This is a genomic window from Erythrobacter sp. EC-HK427 (assembly GCF_902498745.1).
Lineage (GTDB): Bacteria > Pseudomonadota > Alphaproteobacteria > Sphingomonadales > Sphingomonadaceae > Alteraurantiacibacter.
In genome coordinates this window covers 2,778,523-2,798,681 of record NZ_LR701479.1, presented here as the reverse complement: position 1 = coordinate 2,798,681, position 20,159 = coordinate 2,778,523, and the positions used below count along the sequence as shown (strand labels likewise).

The following is a 20,159-nucleotide window of genomic DNA, read 5'->3' as shown; positions in this document are numbered from 1 at the left end:
TTGGCCGAGATGTCATCTGGGATATCGGCACCGGCACCGATGCTATCGAATTTGGCGAGGGCATCACGTCGGGCGATCTGGTGTTTGAATTGTCAGGCACCGATGATCTGGTCATCCGCATTGCTGGCACCGAAGACGCAATCACCGTCCGCGACCAGCGCCTCGGCGCGAGCTACCAGATCGAAACGATCCGGCTGTTCGACGGGACGGTCATCGATCTGCCCGCGCTCGTCTCCACGCTCGGCTCCGCCACCGCTGGCGACGATCTGCTGTACGGGACGCTCACCACCGACACGCTGAGCGGGCTTGCCGGCAATGACCGGATTTTCGGACGCGAAGGGAATGATATCCTCATCGGCGGCGCGGATAATGATTTCCTGCGAGGCGATGCGGGTGACGACACCTATTTCTTCGCCCCCGGCTTCGGGCAAGACGAAATATCCGACGCTTCCAGCACCAACACGCTCGGCGATACAATAGAGTTTGGCGCGGGCATCACCCAGGCTGACCTGATTATCGAGCGACTGCCCGATGATACGCTGGTCATCCGCATCAACGGCACCGAAGACCGGATTCTGCTGCGCAACCAGGACAGCACGAGCTATCACATCGAGAATATCCTGTTCTCCGATGGCTCCACGCTCAACCGTTTGGGCTATCTCTCGCTGATCGACAATAGCGGGGACGATATTCTGATCGGTGGCTTCCAGGTCGACTTCCTCGATGGCGGGCCGGGCGATGATATCATCGATTCGGTCGGCACTGACGGCAACATCATTATTGGCGGGGCGGGGAATGATTTCCTCGAAGGCAATAATGAGATCGACATTTATCGGTTCGCTCCGGGTTTCGGACAGGATATCATCAGCGACAATGGCTGGTCGAATGCCGGCAATGCCGACCGCATCGAATTCGACGCCGCGTTCCGCTCGACCGATCTGGTCGTCTATCTTGCGGCCAATGGCACCGATCTGATCCTGAGCATTGCGGGCACGAATGACGAGATCCGCGTGCTCAACTGGCGCACCAGTGTCAGCTGGCAGATCGAACAGGTCGTCTTCAACGAATCCGGCCTTATCCTGACTCCCGCCAATTTGCTGGCCATGGCAATTCCCGAGCCGACCGGAGTGACGCTGTCGGGCGGGGCGGGGGCATCGAATGTCCTCTCCGGTTCGGACGGGGACGATACGATCACCGGCCTTGCCACCGCCTCCGAAATCGACGGCCTCGAAGGCAATGATACGCTGATCGGTCAGGACGGGGACGACATTCTGACGGGCGGCACCGGCAATGACGATCTGCAGGGCGGCGCGGGCAACGATATCTATCGTTTCGGTGCCGGTTTCGGGCAGGACGTGATCACCGATGATGTGGGCGCGATCACGGTCGAATTCGACGTAACTATTCTCGCCACGGATTTGCAGGTCGAAATCGACGGCACGGATTTCATTATTGAGTTCGCCGGGTCGGATGATCGCTTGCGGATCATCAACGGTGCGGAGACCGGCGCGGAGCTGGGCGTTCCGGTGGCGCTGCATTTCAGCGACGGGACAATTGTCGAGAAGGCGGCGCTGATCGCGCAGGCGACTCCCTTCAATGCCGATGGCCTCGAAATCACCGCACCAACCAATAGCGGCTTCGTGCTGACAGGCACGCTGGGGCCGAACGAGTTGTATGGCGATGACTTCGATAACGAGCTCTACGGGCTGCGCGGTGAAGACTATCTCTACGGCTACGAAGGGAACGATATCCTCAGTGGCGGTCCAGGCTTTGATTATCTGTATGGCTATGGCGGCCTCGATACGATCCTGTTCAACCTTGGTGACGGGCTCGATTATTTCGACGAAGCCTATGATTTCGGCGATGGCTCGGCCTCGGAATACATCATCCACATGGGCGCCGGCATCGCGCCGGGTGATATCGTGTTCGAGTGGAAGCAGGATGGCAGCTATCCGAACTACCTGTTCATCAAGGTGGCCGATAACGACGCTCTCCTGACCCGTTTCTTCGCCACTGTCGATCCGGTCACCGGAGAGATCACTCCGGATGCTGTGCCCTCGTTCACCCGCATCACGTTCGAGGACGGCCATGCGCCGATCGAGTGGGCCGATGCACTGGCGGCGATTACGCAGACATTCAGCACCGAAATCACCGGCGCAGAGGTCACTTCGGGCGAAACGCTCACCGGCACCGAAGGCGATGACCGGATCACCGCCATCACCGGCAACAACACGTTGATCGGCGGCGCGGGTATCGACTACCTGATTGGCGGCGACGGGTTCGATATCATCATCGGCGGTGCCGGTTCGGACGAGTTGGAGGATTACGATGGCGGCGCGGAATTCCATTTCTCCGCCGGCTTTGGCACCGATTGGCTCTATTCCTCGCGCGGCGGCACGGCGATCAATGCGATTGTTTTCGACGCCACCATTACGCCTGCCGATGTGCTCGTGGAGAAGGATGGCTACGATTATGTCACGCTGACCGTCACGACCACTGGCGACACGATCGTCATCTGGAACATGGCGGACGAATTCAGCAATACTGATGGCGTGGACGAAGTCCGCTTCAGTGACGGCACGGTGTGGACGGCAGCCGATATTCTGAACGCGGCAACCTTCTACGATTACAGCGACATCTATCCCGACTATACCTATGAAGGCGGCGCGGGCGACGATGTAATTACCGTTCCCGACGGCGGCAACAACACGCTGCTCGGCAATGCCGGGAACGACATCATCACCGGCGGCTGGGATGCCGATACGATCACCGGTGGAACGGGTGATGATCTGCTTGTCGGCAATGATAATGATGACACCTACCGCTTCAGCATCGGCTTCGGCCAGGATGTGATCGACGATTCCGGCTGGGCGATTGCGGGCAATATCATCGAATTTGACGCGACGATTCTGCCCGCCGATGTGCGGATCGAATATGATCCGGCGGTTTCCAGCGATATCGTTATCCGCGTTATCGGTACCGGAGACCGGATCACCTATCTGAACGGTGCGGATTTCGAAGCTTTGGGCTTCATCCGCTTCGCTGACGGCACCGAATGGACGCAGGCGGAGATCATTGCCCGCTCGGTGCTCCCTTATTCCGAAACTGTCTCCGGGCCCGCCAGCGACGATGTGCTGACCGGAACGGTCAATGACGACATCTTGCGCGGTGAACAGGGCAATGACGAGCTCATCGGCCTTGCAGGCGACGACACGCTAGACGGCGGCAGCGGGAACGACATCATCAATGCCGGCCCCGGCACCGATACGGTAATCGACCAGCGCGGTGACGAGACCTATCTGTTCGCTGCAGGCGATGGCCGCCTGACGATCACAGACAGCGACGGAACCGATGCCATCGTGTTTGCAGCAGGGATTGCGCCTGCCGATGTGACGGTCCGCCAGAGCGCGGACGGGCTCAGCATTGTCCTGCGCATTGGTAGCGATGGTGACCGGATCACCATTATCAACGCCTTCGCGCAGACGGCCTACGCCATCGAGGAAGTGCGCTTTGATGATGGCACCGTCTGGAGCGCGGGCGATCTGGTCATCGCGGCGCTGGCGGGCACGGCGAAGAGCGAGACGCTGATCGGTACCGGCAATGCCGACACGATCAATGCCGCTGGCGGTGATGACCTTGTCGATGGGGGCGCGGGTGATGACGATATCAGCGGCGGCAGCGGCAGTGACACGCTGCGCGGCGGCGCGGGCGCGGATACGCTGCGCGGCGGCACGGGTGCTGACCTGCTCCAAGGCGGCGACGGGATCGATATCTATGTGTTCAATCCCGGCGACGGGCAGGACATTATCGTCGACAGCACTTTCACCAACAATATCCTGCAATTCGGCGCGGGCATCGCCACGGGCGATATTGGCGTGCGGCGCAGCGGCACCGATCTGATCATCACAACCGGCGTTGCAGGCGACCGGATCACCATTCAGGGCGCTATCCGCAGCGATGCCTTCCTGCGCGATCAGGGCGTGATCGGCGAAGTACGCTTCGATGATGGCACAGCATGGACGATGGCCGACCTATTCGCGCTTGTCTCGCAAACACCCACCAGCGGCGATGATGTGATCTTCGGCACCGACGCGGCGGAAACGATTGACGGGCTCGCCGGGAATGACCGCATCGATGTGCGCGGCGGTGGCGATACCGTTTACGGCGGCGCGGGTAACGACATCATCGAGGATCGCACCTTCGGCTCCGATGGCAACACCATGTTCGGCGGCGACGGTGATGACGAGATATATGGTGGCAACGGCGCCGATATCATCAGCGGCGACAAGGGCGATGATGTCCTCAATGGCTATGGCGGCGACGATGTCTACCGTATCGCGCTGGGCGATGGCGATGACGAGATTGCCGACACCACGGGCGCGAATATCATCGAATTCGGCCCCGGCATCGATCCTGCCAATCTGACTGTCTACACCGATGCGAACAATGATCTGGTGATCCGGATCGGCGGAGGAACCGCGGAGCAGCGCGTCACGATCACATCATGGTTCAACGGATTGCCTGGCCCGATTGCCGAAATCCGCTTCGAAGATGGCACGGTCTGGACCGATGCCGACTTGCTCATGATGGCGACCACCGGAACGCCGGGCGATGACTACCTGTGGGGATCGACCGATTCCACTGTCAGCGACAATCTTGACGGCGGCGACGGCAATGACCGGATCGACGGCGACAATGGCGATGATATCCTCAGCGGCGGAGCCGGAGATGACTTTGTCGACGGTGAAGATGGCAATGACGATCTGTCGGGCGGCACCGGCAATGACCGGCTCGAAGGCTATCGCGGCGACGATACCTATCGCTTCAACCCGGGCGATGGCCGTGACACCATTTACGATACCGCAGGCATAGACCGCATCCTGATCGGCCCCGGACTGTCGGTAAGCGATATCAGTTCGGTCAGCTACGCCAATTTCGGCAATGACTTCGTGATCCTGTTCGGTGACGGGCAGGACGGTATCCGGATCGAGCGCGGTGCTGGCACGTCCTCCACCTATTGGATCGAAGAAATCGTCTTCGATGACGGGACGACTCTCACCCGCAACGACCTGATCGATATCAGCCGCTCGGGCACGCCGGGCGATGATGTTTTCACCGGCACTGCGGCGGACGAAGTCTTCGGCGGCAAGGCGGGCAAGGATTCGATTACGGCAGGCGGCGGCACCGACGAGCTGACCGGCGGCGTCGATGCGGACTATCTGAGCGGCGGCACGGGCGGCGATATCTATCACTACGCCAAGGGCGATGGCCGCGATCTGATCGATGACAAGGGCGATGCAGGCGCTGCGCCGCCCGATACGTTGCGCATCTCCGGCTATGCGGCAGGCGAAGTGCGCTTCAGCCGCACCGGCGTGGGCGGCGCGGATATTACCATCCGCTTCGCCAATAGCGACGACGTCATCGTCCTGCGTGGCGGATTTGATGCTGCGGGCACGGGCGCGATAGAGCAGATCGTAATCGTCGATGACGGCGTGACACTGACCCATGCCGATGTGCTGGCCGCTCTGGTGCAAGACGCGCCGCTGACGGGCGATTTCCTCGTCGGCGATGATGGCGACAACACGCTAACTGGCACCGACGAGGGAGATTTCCTCTTCGGCGGCAGCGGTGTCGATACGCTCGACGGCGGGCTGGGTGATGATATCTTCGGCGATGTGTCGAACGACGATGCGGTGGATACCTATACCGGCGGGGCGGGTCAGGACACCTTCCGCTATCTCCCTGCCGCGCCGACTGCGGCCGCAATTGCGACCGATATCATCACCGATTTCACCCCCGGCGATGGCGGCGATATCATCCGCCTCGCCAGCAACAACCCCAACCCCTTCGATGCGGCGGCGCTCAAGGTGGTGCAGGCGGGCGATGATGCCATCGTTCTGCTCTCCGACCCGAGCGGCTTTGACCGTGCGATCCTGCGCTTGCAGAATGTCGACGCCAGCCTGCTGACGCCGTTCAACTTCGGCGGCCAGCCCTTCGGTCTCGATAATGCAATCAACATTTCCGACACGGATGATGGCAATGCGCTGTCGGGCAGTTCGCTCGATGACAGCATCCTCGGCAATGGCGGTGCAGACACCATCAGCGGCCTTGGCGGGAATGACCGGCTGGCGGGTGGCAGCGGCGGCGATATCATCGACGGCGGTGCGGGTAGCGACCAGATTTCCGGCGGGCAGGGCAATGATGCGCTGATCGGCGGCCTCGGCGACGACGTGCTGGGCGGCGGCAGCGGCGATGACGATTTGCTGGGCGGCGGTGATGGCATCACCCTGTCGGGCAACGACGTGTTCAAGGGCGGCGCCGGTGATGATCGCCTGCGCGGCGGCATCCAGAATGACACCTATCATTTCGGCGCGAATGATGACCGCGATACGCTGATCGATCCCGACGGGCTCGATGCGATCATTTTCGATGCCAGCGTCGATCCGGCGGATATCGAAGTACTCCAAAGCGGGCGCGATCTGGAATTGCGCGTTATCGGCGGCACCACCCGCATTACTCTGGTGAACGCGCTGGAGGCCGATCCGCGCGGCGTGATCGAAGCGATCAGCTTTACTGACGGCACGACTTGGGATTTCTCGACGCTGCTGCTGGCCTCGCAAAGCGCGACCGATGGTGACGACGATCTTCGCGTGGTGATGGCGCAGACGCTGCTGGGCGACAATCTGATCATCAATGGCAGCTTTGAGGAATGGGATGCTGCAGGACAGCGCTTTGCCGATTCCTCGGTCTATGCGGACACGATTCCGGGCTGGATCGAAGCCTCCGGGCGGGAACTGCAGCTGGCCGATACCGGCGTCGAAGGCGTGGTTGCCGATGAGGGCGTCCGTTGGCTCGATATGGAAGGCACGGCGGGCAATGCGGATATTTCGCAGACCGTTTCCGGCCTGACTGCGGGCGACGCATTCAAGCTCAGCTTCGCGCTTGCCAACCGTGCCAATCAGGATGGCGACGGGCCGATCGAAGTCTATTGGAACGGCGCGCTGATCTTCACCTCGGACGAGCGCACGACGGTGATGCGCGACATCGAGCTTGTCGTCACCGCGCAGGATGGGGACAACACCATCCGCTTTGTTTCGACCGGAGTTGTCCGGACGGGCAGCGACGGCCCCTCGCTTGACGATGTGCGGTTGCAGGCGATCCTGCCGCAGCCGGCCGGAACTGATTTCACTCTCACGGGCGGGAACGGCAACGATACCCTCACCGGCGGCTTCACTGCTGACACGCTGATCGGCGGCGCGGGCGATGATCTGCTGCGCGGCGGCGCGGGTGACGATGTTTACGTGATAGCAGGCGCGGGCTCGGGCCAGGACCGGATCGAGGATAGCCAAGGCCTCAACGATATTCTTATCGGTGCAGGCCAAGCCCCGGCCAATGTTCGCATCATCCGTGGGGAGGAAACCCTCTCGCTGCGCTTCGATGACTTCGCAAGCCGCGTCGATCTGGTGGTCGGCGCGAGTGCGACCTCGGCGTTCCGTATCGTCTTTGATGACGGCACGATCTGGGACGGCGCGATGCTGGAAAGCATGGCGCGCACCGCCACCGCAGGCGACGATCTGATCTGGGGCACCGACGATCAGGCCGAGACGGTTGACGGCCTTGCCGGCGATGACCGGATTATCACGCGCGGCGGCGATGATGATCTGGCGGGCGGTGCGGGTGCCGACCTGCTTGAAGGCGGGCTGGGCGACGATACCTATCGCTTCAACCTTGGCGACGGGCATGACCGGATTTCGGACGAGGGCGGCACGGCTGACATGCTCGTTTTCGGCGCGGGCATTGCGCCTGCAAATGTTACGGTCGAACAATCGGGTGATGGCAGCGCGCTGATCCTGAAAGTGGGCGGCACGGACGACCGCGTGCGGATCGAGAACGCGCTCACCACTGGCCGGATCGAGACTGTGCGGTTCGACGACGGCACCGAATGGAGCGTCGCCGATATGCTGGCGATGCTGCCGACGGTGCTTGATGATCGCATCTTCGGCGATGCCAATGCCAATGTGATCGAAGCCGGGCTGGGCGATGACCGCGCCTTCGGCGGCGGTGGTGACGATACCTACATCTTCACCCGCGGCGACGGGCGTGATCTGATCAACGATCAGGCGCAATCGACCGGCGACCGGCTGGAGATCAATGGCTACTCCGCCGATGAACTGCGCTTTGTGCGGCTCGGCAGTGCCAGCGAGAATGTGGCGATCCGCTTCACCACAACGGATGACGAGATCATCATCGTCGACCTGCTCGATCCGGCCAATCGCGGCATCGAGACGATCGTGCTGGATGACGGGACGAGTTTCAATCTGGCTGCGATCACGCAGAAAATCCTCGAAATCCAGTCGTCCGACCGCAGCGAGACGATTGTCGGCACCAATGGCAGCGAGATCATCGAAGCCAGCAAGGGCGATGATCTGATCGACGGGCTCGGCGGCAATGACCGCTTCATCTATCGCGCGGGCGACGGGGATGACCGGATCGATGCCTTCGGGACGGGCAACAAGGTGCTCGAACTCGCGGATTACAATCCGGACGATATCGATTTCGCCATTCGCGGCGGGCCGGGCAATAATGATTTCGTCATCACCTTCCTTGCGACAGGTGACCGCATCGTGCTCACCGATGCGCTGGGGTCGCTCAACAGCGGCGGCAATACGGTGACGATCCGCTTTGCCGATGGCACAATCTGGACGCGCACCGATATGCGTGCTCGTGCGCTGCAGGATATCGACACCGCGCTCGACGAGAATATCGAAGGCTTTGACGGCAACGATTTGTTCGAATTGCAGGCAGGCGACGACTTCGTTTTCGGCAAGACCGGTTCGGATACCTACCGCTACGAAATCGGTGACGGGCACGATACGATCGAGGATTCGGGCACGTCCACCAGCGAAACCGACACGATCTATCTGCTCGGCATCAATTCGGGCGATGTCGCGCTCGCGCGGCTGTTCCGTGGTAGCGATAGCGTGCAAATGAGCTTTGTCGGGGATGCCGACAACAGTCTCACCTTCATCGATGCGCTGGCCGATGACGGGCGCGGGATCGAAAGCTACGTCTTTGCCGATGGCGTGGTGTGGGATCGCGAGATCATCCGCACGCTGCTTGCCAACAATACGCCAGTGGCGACCGAGGACGGGTATTACACGGTCATCACAGGCGATGTGCTGACAATCTCCATCGCCACGCTGCTGGGCAATGATTTCGACGCCGATGAAGACCCGCTAACGCTGGTGAGCGTGGATGGCGGCGCCAATGGCACGGCCAGCCTCGACGGGCTGGGCAATGTGCTTTTCACGCCCACCAATGGCTTCACCGGCCCGACCACGATCACTTACCGCATTGGCGACGGCAACAATGCCTTTGCCGAGGCGGAAGTGAACATCAATGTCCGGCCCATTGCGCAGGCATTGGACGATACCGGCTTCAGCGTGGTAGAAGACCAGTTCCTCACCATCGCGGCCAACCGCCTGCTGTCGAACGATATCGACGGCGACCGGATGATTATCGGCCAAGTGCTGGGCGCGGTGGGTGGCACGGTGTCGCTCGCCAGTGATGGCACGATCAGCTTCACGCCCACTGCCAATTACAACGGCCCGGCGCGCTTCAACTATGTCGCCAACACGCCTGAAGGCGGGCGCGCAGAGGCGACGGTGTTCATTACCGTCACCCCCGCCAATGATGCGCCGGTCGCCCGCACCGATAGCGGATACCGCACGCTGGAAGGCCAGTCGTTCGAGATCGCGCCAGCATCCCTGCTGGCGAACGATACCGATATCGACGGCGACAGCCTGACCCTCGTTTCCGTTGCATCCTCGGCCAATTTGCAGGTCAGCATCGGTGCCAATGGCAATGTACTGGTGCGCCCGGTTGACCCGTATTTCTGGGGCAATGCCTTCTTCGATTACACGATCCAGGATCCCAGCGGCGAACAATCGACCGCGCGCGCCAATGTCTATGTCGAACCGGTCAACCAGGCGCCGGACACGGTCGATGACCGTTTTGACGAGACGCAGGCAGGCGAGCCGATCCGCGAGGACAATCCGATTGTCATCAATGCCGATCAGCTGTTCGCCAATGACAGCGATATCGACGGCGATGCGCTGACGATTGCCGGTGTGCGCAATTCGGTAGGCGGCACGGCGCGCTTGCTCGACAACCAGACGGTGCTGTTCACGCCGCGAGCGAATTTCAACGGCGATGCCAGCTTCGAATATCTCGCCAGCGATGGGCAGGGCGGCTTCACCTGGGCCAAGGCCACCGTTGTCTATCAGGCGGTGAACGACAATCCGGTGGCGCGCAATGACTCCTACCGCGATGACGACTTCGCCTTCCTGCTGCGCGGGCCGGAAGACGTGCCGATCGAAATTCCGATCATCGAACTGCTCAAGAACGATTTCGATATCGAAGGCTTTGCCGTTACGTTCGAAAATGCCGGGCAAGCGGTGGAAGGCGATATCGTCGTCACGGCCACTTCGATCATCTTCACGCCCGATGAGAATTTCTGGGGCGAGGCGAGCTTCGCCTACACCATCACCGATCCCGAAGGCCTTGTCGCCGGCGGGGTGGTGACGCTCTATTTCGACAATGTCAGCGATGCTCCGCCCGAAGCGGTGGCGGATGAAGTGTATGTCTTTGAGGACATTCCCACCACGATTCCGATTTCCGCGCTGCTGGGCAATGATGTGGATGTGGACCGCGATCCGCTGGTCTTCCTCGGCTGGCGACCGCTCAACGGCCTTGGCGACTTGTTCAAATTCGGTGGGAAGGCCGGGGGGCCGCTCAACGGCAGGCTCGAATATGATGTGAACGGCGATCTGCTGTTTACCCCCGATCAGGATGCGACGTTCAGCTCGGGCTTCGTCTATGGTGTAACCGACAATATCGAAGGGTCTTCCGAAGGCTTTGTCGATATCATTATCGTCCCCTCGAACGACGATCCGACGGTTGTGCAGGATACCGGCTTTGTCACGCCGTTCGACATTCCGCTGGCGATCAATGTTGCCGATCTGCTGTTCAACGATTTCGATATCGAGCAGGCGGATACCGATGGTGATGGCAAGATCGATGCCGATCTCGACGATCCTGACCGCCCGCGTCCGGAATTTGTGGCGGTCAACGCCATTCTCGATCCAGTGGCGCTGGCACAGGGCCAGCGGGTGCAGGTTGGCACGTTCGAAATCGTCAGCTTCCGGGGCGAGCAGTTCATGGTTGCGCGCTTCGATCCGGGATTCACTGGCGAGGTCGTGATCGAATATATCATCCGCGACGTGGAAGGCCTGCTCGATGTCGGCTTTGCCCGCGCGAACGTTGCGGAAGTCTATACCGGCGAGCTGACCGGCACGCCGTTTATCGACTATCTCGAAGGCAATGATCTTGACGAGACGATCTGGGGCTATCGCCGCGATGACCTGATCCTGGGGAAGGGCGGGAATGACATCATCTACGCAGACGATGGCGATGACGATATCGATGCGGGCGATGGTGACGACTGGATCGATGGCGGCGATGGCGGCGACGAGATCGACGGCGGCGCGGGTTTCGATACCGTTTCTTTCGAAGGTTCGAATATTGGCGTGCGCGCCGATCTGGAATCGCGCGTGGGCCAGGGTGGCTTTGCGCAGGGTGACGTTTACACCCGCGTGGAAGCGCTTTCGGGCACGCGCTTTGCCGATACTCTCGGCGGAGACGGCAATGCCAACACGCTGACCGGGCTTGGCGGCAATGATTTGCTCGAAGGGCGCGGCGGGGTTGACCTGCTGATCGGCGGTTTGGGCGACGATACGCTCGACGGCGGCACGGGCGGAGACGATCTTCAAGGCGGCGATGGTTCCGATACCGCCACCTATTTCTTCTCCGACGGCGCGGTCATCATCTCGCTGATCGACGGCACGGCCAGCGGCGGTTGGGCCGAAGGCGATGTGCTGACCAGCATCGAAAACCTGATCGGCAGCATCTTTGCCGACCAGCTAACCGGCGATGAAGGTAACAACGTGCTCAATGGCGGGCGCGGGGATGATATCCTGATCGGCCTTGACGGCGATGACATCCTGATCGGTGAACGCGGGGCTGACCAGCTGATCGGCGGCGCGGGTGTAGACACTGCCGACTATTCGATCAGCGCGACCGGCATCGTCATCGACATGGTCGATGGCACAGCCAGCAGCGGCGATGCCGAGGGCGATACGTTCAGCAGCATCGAAATCGTGATCGGCTCAAACCATGACGATGAAATCCGTGGCGACGCGAATGACAACATCATTCGCGGCAATCTGGGCGCGGATGTGATCGACGGGCGCGAAGGCTTTGACGCCGCCGATTATTCGGGTGCGGACAATGGCGTTGTCGTCGATTTGAAGGCGGGCACCGGCTCGGCTGGCGAAGCGCTGGGCGATACGTTGTTCGGCATCGAAATGCTCATCGGTTCGGACTGGATCGATACCTTCGTCGGCAGCGATAATGCCGATACGTTTGAAGGGATGTTCGGCGACGATCTGCTGATGGGCGGACTGGGCGGGGACACCTACCTGTTCGGTTACGACAGCAGCGAAGACACGATCACTGAGCTGGGCGGCGCAGGCGATATCGATCGCATCGTGCTGGATGCCGATGTTGAAACGCGCCATGTTTCGCTCATCCGCTTTGGTGATGATCTGTTTATCGAGCTGGAGCGCGACGACGGCTTCCTGATCGATAGCGTCACGGTCACCAACCACTTCCTCGGGATGGCCAACGGGATCGAGGAAATCGTCTTTGCAGATGGCACCGTTTGGGATGTGGACTTCATCGCGGCGAACCTGCGCCCGGGCCGCTTCAACGCGCAGAACGATATCGTGCGCTTTGCAGTGGAAGACGAGCCGATTGTCATCGATCCGGCGGATCTGATCGAAAATGATGCGGACGATCTGACCGGCATTTTCTTTGTCGGCGTCAGCTCGCCCATCGATGGCAGCGTGTTCGTCGATGAGAACGGCATGATCGTTTTCCAAGGATCGCAGGATCACAATGGCGATGCCTTCTTCAACTACACGGTAGAGGACGAATTCGGCCGCCAGTCCTCGGCGCGGGTCGAGGTCAATATCTCGCCGGTCAATGATGCGCCGGTCGCGGTGGACGATCCGCTGCAATATGGCGTCGAAGACGAATTGCTGCGCATCCGCATCGAGAACCTGCTGGCCAATGATTACGACGTGGATGGCGATGCCGAGCAAGAAGGGCTGCGCATTGTCAGCATTCTCCCGCTCACCAATCTCGCTGGCGAGCCGATTGATCCCTACAGCGACAAGAAAACCCACGATCTTGAAGGCACCCATGTCGGTGCGAAGCTGGACGGCCAGTATATCGAGTTCAAGCCGCGTCCCGATTATTTCGGCTTTGCCGGATTCCGCTATGTGCTGGAAGACAGCTCGGGCGCGCAATCGACCGCCGATGTCGAAATCTACTTCGCACCGGTCAACGATGCGCCGCGTATCGGGCGGCATCTGAAGAAGGTGCGGCTGGAGCAGACGACCGAGATTTCGATCACCGATCTGATGCGCCATGTCTATGACGTGGAAGACGATGCGGTAACGTTTGTCGGCCTCGTTGGCGGGGCGGACGAGAACCCGACCAGCAACGGCACGCTGACTTTCGATCCCGACACCGGGCTGATCGACTACACTCCGGCGCGGCTGGGCGCTTCGGTGATCGAATTCGAAGTGATCGATGCGCGCGGCCTGTCCTCGGTGCTGCAATACCAGATCGAAGTGCGCCCGCTGAACGATCCGCCCAAGGCGAAGGACGATTACGGTTACCGCACGCTGGAAGACACGATCCTGCTGATCGATCCGGCAGACCTGCTGCTCAACGACACGGATGAAAACGGTGACTTGCTGACGTTCGAAGGCGTTTATCGCTTCGCCGAGAACGGCAAGATCCGCGTCAATGAAGATGGCATGATCGAATTTGTCCCGCGCGACAATTTCAACGGCTCGGCCAGCTTCGAATACACGATCTCGGACGCTTTCGGTGCGACCGACACGGCGACCGTGCACATCACCATCCTGCCCGACAATGCCGGGCCGATCATCCGCGACGATGTGGTGGCGGGCATTGAAGACCTGACGCTGTATGTCATTCCGGGCGAGACCTTCGGTAATGATCTGGATCAGGATGGCGATGTCATCTTCTACAGCTTCACCGAAATTCTCGGCGATCTGGGCACGCGCTTCCTTGCGCCGGACTTCACGGTAGAGGCGCTGAGCGACAACAACACCGCATTGCCGGATTGGCTGACGTTTGACGAAGCGACGCTGACCTTCATCGGCGTGGTGCCGGATGGGGCGACGGGCAGTGCCGATGTGGCGGTGTTCGTGCGCGATCCCTCCAATGGCGGCACCTATCCCTTCCGCTTCAGCTTCGATCTCGGCGATGCGACCACCATCGCCGATCTCGCTGCCGGAATCTCGGTGGAAGCGGATGTGATGGACGGGTTCACCATCCGTGAGCCATTCGCCAAGAGCTTCGAATTCTCCGCCGAGACGGTGGACGATGCGGTTACCGCCACCGCCACTTTGGCCGATGGTTCGGAATTGCCCGCTTGGCTCACTTTCGACGCCGCAACGCTGACCTTCACCGGCACCCCGCCTGCTGAAGTGACCAATGCCTTCGATGTGACGATCACTTTCAGCGTCGACAATGAAGGCGTGCCGGTTACGCTGGAAGAGACGCTGAGCATCGATCCAGCGACGGTCGCGGCGGGTATCACTTACAACAGCGATATCGCGCTGTTCGAAATGGGCGCAGGCGAATGGAGCGTCTCGCGCGCCAGCAGCCGTCCGCTGCCGGACTGGCTGACGTTCAATTTCGACACGTTCAGCTTCGAACTGTCGGGCTTCGAACCCGATGCCGATGCGCCGGTCGCGCGCGTCCATGTCACATGGGTGCCCGATATCGACCAGCAAGTGGACGAGGACACCTGGCTTTCGACCAATCGCGGCTTCACGCTCGAATTCGTGATCGATCCGGCGGTCGGCATTGATCCGGCGATCAACGCGCTGCTCGCCAATATCGACTTCTTCGCCGCCCAAGGCCTGTTCGCCATCGACATGGGCGATGCCGCCAATGTGGAATCGACGCGCGAGAGCCGTGCGCCGCTCAACAACTGGCTCACCTTCGATGCGGAGGATATGAGCTACACTGGCATTCCGGCGAGCGAATATGTCGGCGCGGTGCCGATCCGGATCGATTTTGACGGCAACGGTTCGACCTTGCCGACGATGTCGATCATCACCGAAGTGGTGGTCGACCCGACATTCGATATTGTCGAGAATGATGCACTGCGCATCCGCGACGATGGCGAGCGTATCGATCTGACTCTGCCGGAGGATTACAACGGCCCGCTCGTCATCCGCTACGGTGCGGAAGACGAGAAGGGCGGCGTGTCCACCGACGATGCCTTCATCATCTTCAACGTGCGCCCCGATGGCGAAACGCCCGATCCGCGCGGCGATCGTGTCGATCTGTTCGAGGATGGCGACGTCACCTTTGCCGTCACCGATCTGCTCGCCAATGACCGCGACGATGATGGCGACGCGCTGCGCGTCGTGGCGCTGGGCGTGCCGAGCAATGGCGCGGTTGTGCTCAACCTTGCCGAAGTGACGCTTGAAGGCAGTGATGCGGTGGCGCTGGTGCCTGCGGGCGCGACATGGAGCGCGACGCTCGCCGACGGCTCGGCCTTGCCCGCATGGATGAGCCTCGACGCCACCACCGGCACGCTCACCGCGCTTGTTCCGCTGAATGTGCTGGCCACCTACGGGATCGTTTTCACCGCCAGCAATGGCAGCGAGACCGCGCAAGGTTCGGCCACGCAGGAATTCGACGGCAATCTGGCGACCGTAACCTACACGCCGGACAACGCCTTCTCCGGCCTGGACAGCCTCGTCTACACCGTCACCGACGATGCCGAGGGCACGGCAAACGGCGTGGTCACGCTCAACGTGCAGCCGCTGTTCGATCCGCCGGTCGCGGTCACCGACAACATCGCGGGTGTCGAAGATACGCCGCTGGTGATCGACCCGGCGGTGCTGCTGGGCAATGATTTCGACTATGACGGCGACCCGATCAGCTTCCTCGGTGTGCGCAACGCGACCGGCGGCACGGTGTCATTCGACGGCACGAACATCCTGTTCACGCCCACGCCGAACACCAATGGCATAGCGACCTTCGAATATCTCATCACCGACAGCACCCATGGCGACAGCGTGGGGCTGGTGCGGGTCAATGTCGCCAGCACCAATCAGGCGCCGGTGGCGACGCTCGACCATTTTGAAACGGTGGAGGATACGCCTTTCGAATTCACCATCGCCGATTTGTTGGGCAATGATTTCGATCCCGATGGCGACACCTTCACCTTCGTTTCGCTGAGCAAGGATGGTGCGCAGGGCCGGATTCAGGAGCTACCCGATGGCCGCTACCAATTCGTGCCGGAAGAAAACGTCTTCGGCGTGCAGACCTTCCGCTACACGATCAGCGATGGCCGGGCGACCCGCAACGGCGTGATCGAATTTGATGTCGCGCCGGTCAATGATGGGCCGATTGCCAATACTGATGGCACTTTCTTCGTCGATCAGGACACCGAAATTGTTATCAATTTCGCCGATCTGATCGCCAATGACCGTGATGTGGAAGGCCATTCCTTCTCCATCGTGGAAGTGTTCGACGGCGACAACGGCACCGTCCGCCGCGAGGGCGACACCGCCGTGTTTATCGGCCGCGAAGGCTATTTCGGCGATGCGCAGTTCCATTACCGCGTCACCGACGAATTCGGCGCCACCAGCGTCGGCGTTGTCGAATTGATCGTGCTGCCCGAATTCGAGCTGCCGATTGCAGTTTCGGATGCCGGTTTCGAAGTCCTCGAAGACAGCTTCATCGATATCGATCCCGAATTCCTGATGGCGAATGATTTCATTCCAGAGGAAACGATACCGACCTTCCTCGGGCTGGTCGGGCCAGGCGTCCAGCTGCTCGACAACGGGCTCTACCGCGTCACTCCGCAGGCGGATTTCTTCGGCACGCTGACGCTGACCTATGCGATCACCAATGAAAGCGGCTTTGCGGTGCCGACCACGGTCACCATCGAAGTGCTGCCCGCGCCGGACAATCCGGTGGCGACCGATGACACCTTCACCCTGACCGAAGACCAGCCACTGACGATCTTCGTGACGCAGGTGCTGGCCAACGACTTTGACGTGGATCGTCAGGCGGTGGTTATCAGCCGCCTGCTCGGCAGCCAGGGTGTTACCGTCGAAGACAATGGCATCGGCCAGCTGGTCATCACCCCCAATGCCAATTTCAACGGCAATGCATGGTTCGATTATGAGCTGGTCGACAGCACCGGCCGCACCGATACGGCGCGCGTTAATCTCACCATTGCTGCGGTTAACGATACGCCCGCAATCGGGGTTATCCCGGTATTCGCGGGCACGGAGGATACGCCGTTCACCTTCATCCTGCCGCGCAGCCTTGCCACCGATGCCGATGGCGATGCGCTGGTGGTGGAGCTGCGCAGCCCCGATGGCGAGCCGCTGCCCGACTGGATCAGCTACGACGCGCTTACGGGTCGCATTACCGGCACCCCGCCGCTGAACTTCAACGGCGATGTCGTGCTCGAATTCGCAGGGTTTGATGGCGAGGTCGAGACCATCAAGCAGGTCACGCTCGGCTTTGCCGCGGTCAACGATGCGCCGGTGCTCGACAATGCGATTGCCGATGCTGCGGCTGACGGGACAAGCGTAGTCAATATCGTATTGCCCGATGGCACGTTCAGCGATGTCGAGAGCGATACGCTGACGCTCACCGCAACGCTCGCCAATGGCGATGCGCTGCCCGATTGGCTGAGCTTTGACGGCACGCGCTTCACCGGCACCGTGCCCAATGTGGACGATGCGCTGTCGATCACCGTTACTGCCAGCGATGGCGAACTCAGCATCAGTGACACGTTTGATCTGGTGACGAATTTCATCGTGCTCAACGATCCGCCGCAGGTGGATATTCCGCTGGCCGATCTTACGCCGGTGGAAGGCGAGCACGTCTCGATCGCCTTGCCCGCCGGAATGTTCAGCGATCCCGATGGCGATGATCTGGTGATCCGGGTCGAGCGCGCGGGCGGCCGTCCGCTGCCCAGCTTCATGTCGTTTGACGGCACAACGATCTCGGCTGCTCCGGCACCCAATTTCGATGGCGTGATAGAGCTCTATGTCATCGCCAGCGATGGCGATCTGGAAGTCGCTGAGGTCTTCACTATCGATTGGCAGTCGGAAGAGGACGCGCCCATTGTCGCGGTGCCGGTTGCATCAGTGGAAGTTTACGAGGATGTGCCGCTGACCTTCGCCGTGCCTGCTGCGACTTTCCGCGATTATGATCGCGATCAGCTCACCTTGCGCGCCGAAATGGCCGATGGCTCGCCATTGCCTGCAACCTTGAACTTCGACGGCAGAACTTTCACCGGCACTTTCGCGCCCGATTTCAACGGCAATATCGATGTCCGCGTGTTTGCGAGTGATGGCAAAGCAGAGACGAGCACAATCGTCACCTTCACCGTATTGCCCACCAATGACGCGCCGACCGCTGTCGATGACACGCTATTCGGGCAAGCATCGGGCTTTGTTGTCCAAGCCGCCAATATCCTGCTCAACGACAGCGATATGGACGGAGACGCGGTGGCGCTGCTTTCGGTTGGCAATGCCAGCGTGGGCACGGTGTCGATTGATGCGGATGGCAATGTGCGGGTGGACGATCTCGGCACTTTTGCTGGCGAGATGACGTTCGACTATACCATCACCGACGGCGTTCTGACTGATACCGCCAGAGTGCGGGTGACCGTGCAGTCGGTCGATGCGCCCGATGCAATCAATGACGAATTGACCGCGCGCGGTTCACGCTTCGTGATCCTCGCCGCCGATCTGCTGGCGAACGATACGGACGTGAACGATGATGTGCTGACGGTCACAGCAGTGGGTTCCACCAGCCACGGTGAAATCGCACTGGATGATGATGGCAATATCGTCATCAACTATCTTGGAGAATGGAGCGGAACGTTGACCTTCGACTACACCGTTTCTGACGGCACCTATATCGATGTGGCATGGGCGCAGGTTACGGTCGGTTCGGCCTTTGCCGATTATGTCCAGGGCAGCGCGCTGGGTGACACGATGCTTGGCGAACTGGACTCGGAAAATGCGCTGTTCGGAGCGGCGGGGGACGATGTGATTTCCGGCGGCTATCGGGCAGACGCGATTGCGGGCGGCCTTGGTGCGGACAAGCTGCGTGGATTTGGCGGGGACGACCAGTTCTGGGGCGGTGCGGGCGATGACCGGATCGGCGGCAATTGGGGCACGGATACCGCGTATTACTACGGCCGCTACGCCGATTTCCGGATCACCGTGCTTGCCAATGGCAGCATCGAGGTGCGCGATCTCGATCCTGAACACGCCGGGGACGAAGGCACCGATCTGTTGTTCCACATGGAATATATCGTCTTCGGCGATGGCACGACTGTCGACATCGCCACTCTGATTGTGCCGCCTTCCAGCGCGGTTATCCAGCCGTCCTCTGCCGCTTTGTTCGCCAGCGCGGCGGCGGCGCAGACTGGCTTGGAATTCTACAACGAAGTGCCGGGATTTGCGCTTGGGGCAGCAGGGCCAGCCTTCAGCGTGGGCACACAGGATCTGCCCTTTGCGCGGATGCGGGCCGGGGAAGTGCTGGAAATGCAGGAGCTTGCGCCCGTACATTGGCGCAGCGCAGGCGTGATCGAAACACAGGACTTGCCGCTGCAGGCGGTCTTTGTCGATGTCGTGCTCGGCACGCAGGACTTGCCGCTCGATCGTGTGCCTGCCGATAGCGCGGTGTGGACGCAGGACCTGCCGCTGGAGGCGCTCGCTGCTGCACTCGTGCAACCATCTGCTACTGGTGAGAACGGGCTCCAGGAAGCAGACCCGGCGCTGCTGTCAGCCGAGGCCGATCTTGCAGCGTTCATGGCCGAGGTGGAGCGGCATGGCCTCACCATGTGGGAGGACCCGCGCGGACCGCGTCCATACGAGGTTCTGCCCGACTATGAGGACGTCAACGCGCTGTTGCCGCCGTGGCTCGATCCGTATCTGATCGGCTAG

At 60.8% G+C, this 20,159-nt stretch carries 1 protein-coding gene (running past one end of the window); it reads left to right on the top strand.

Features of this window, described 5'->3' with window-relative positions:
* A protein-coding gene (locus tag GC121_RS15725) for a tandem-95 repeat protein (RefSeq protein WP_234421270.1) crosses the window boundary here: on the top strand, positions 1–20,159 show its 3' portion. 13,609 nt of this gene lie to the left of the window's left edge; the window shows 20,159 of its 33,768 coding nt (coding positions 13,610–33,768); its start codon lies beyond the left edge, outside the window; it ends in the stop codon at positions 20,157–20,159.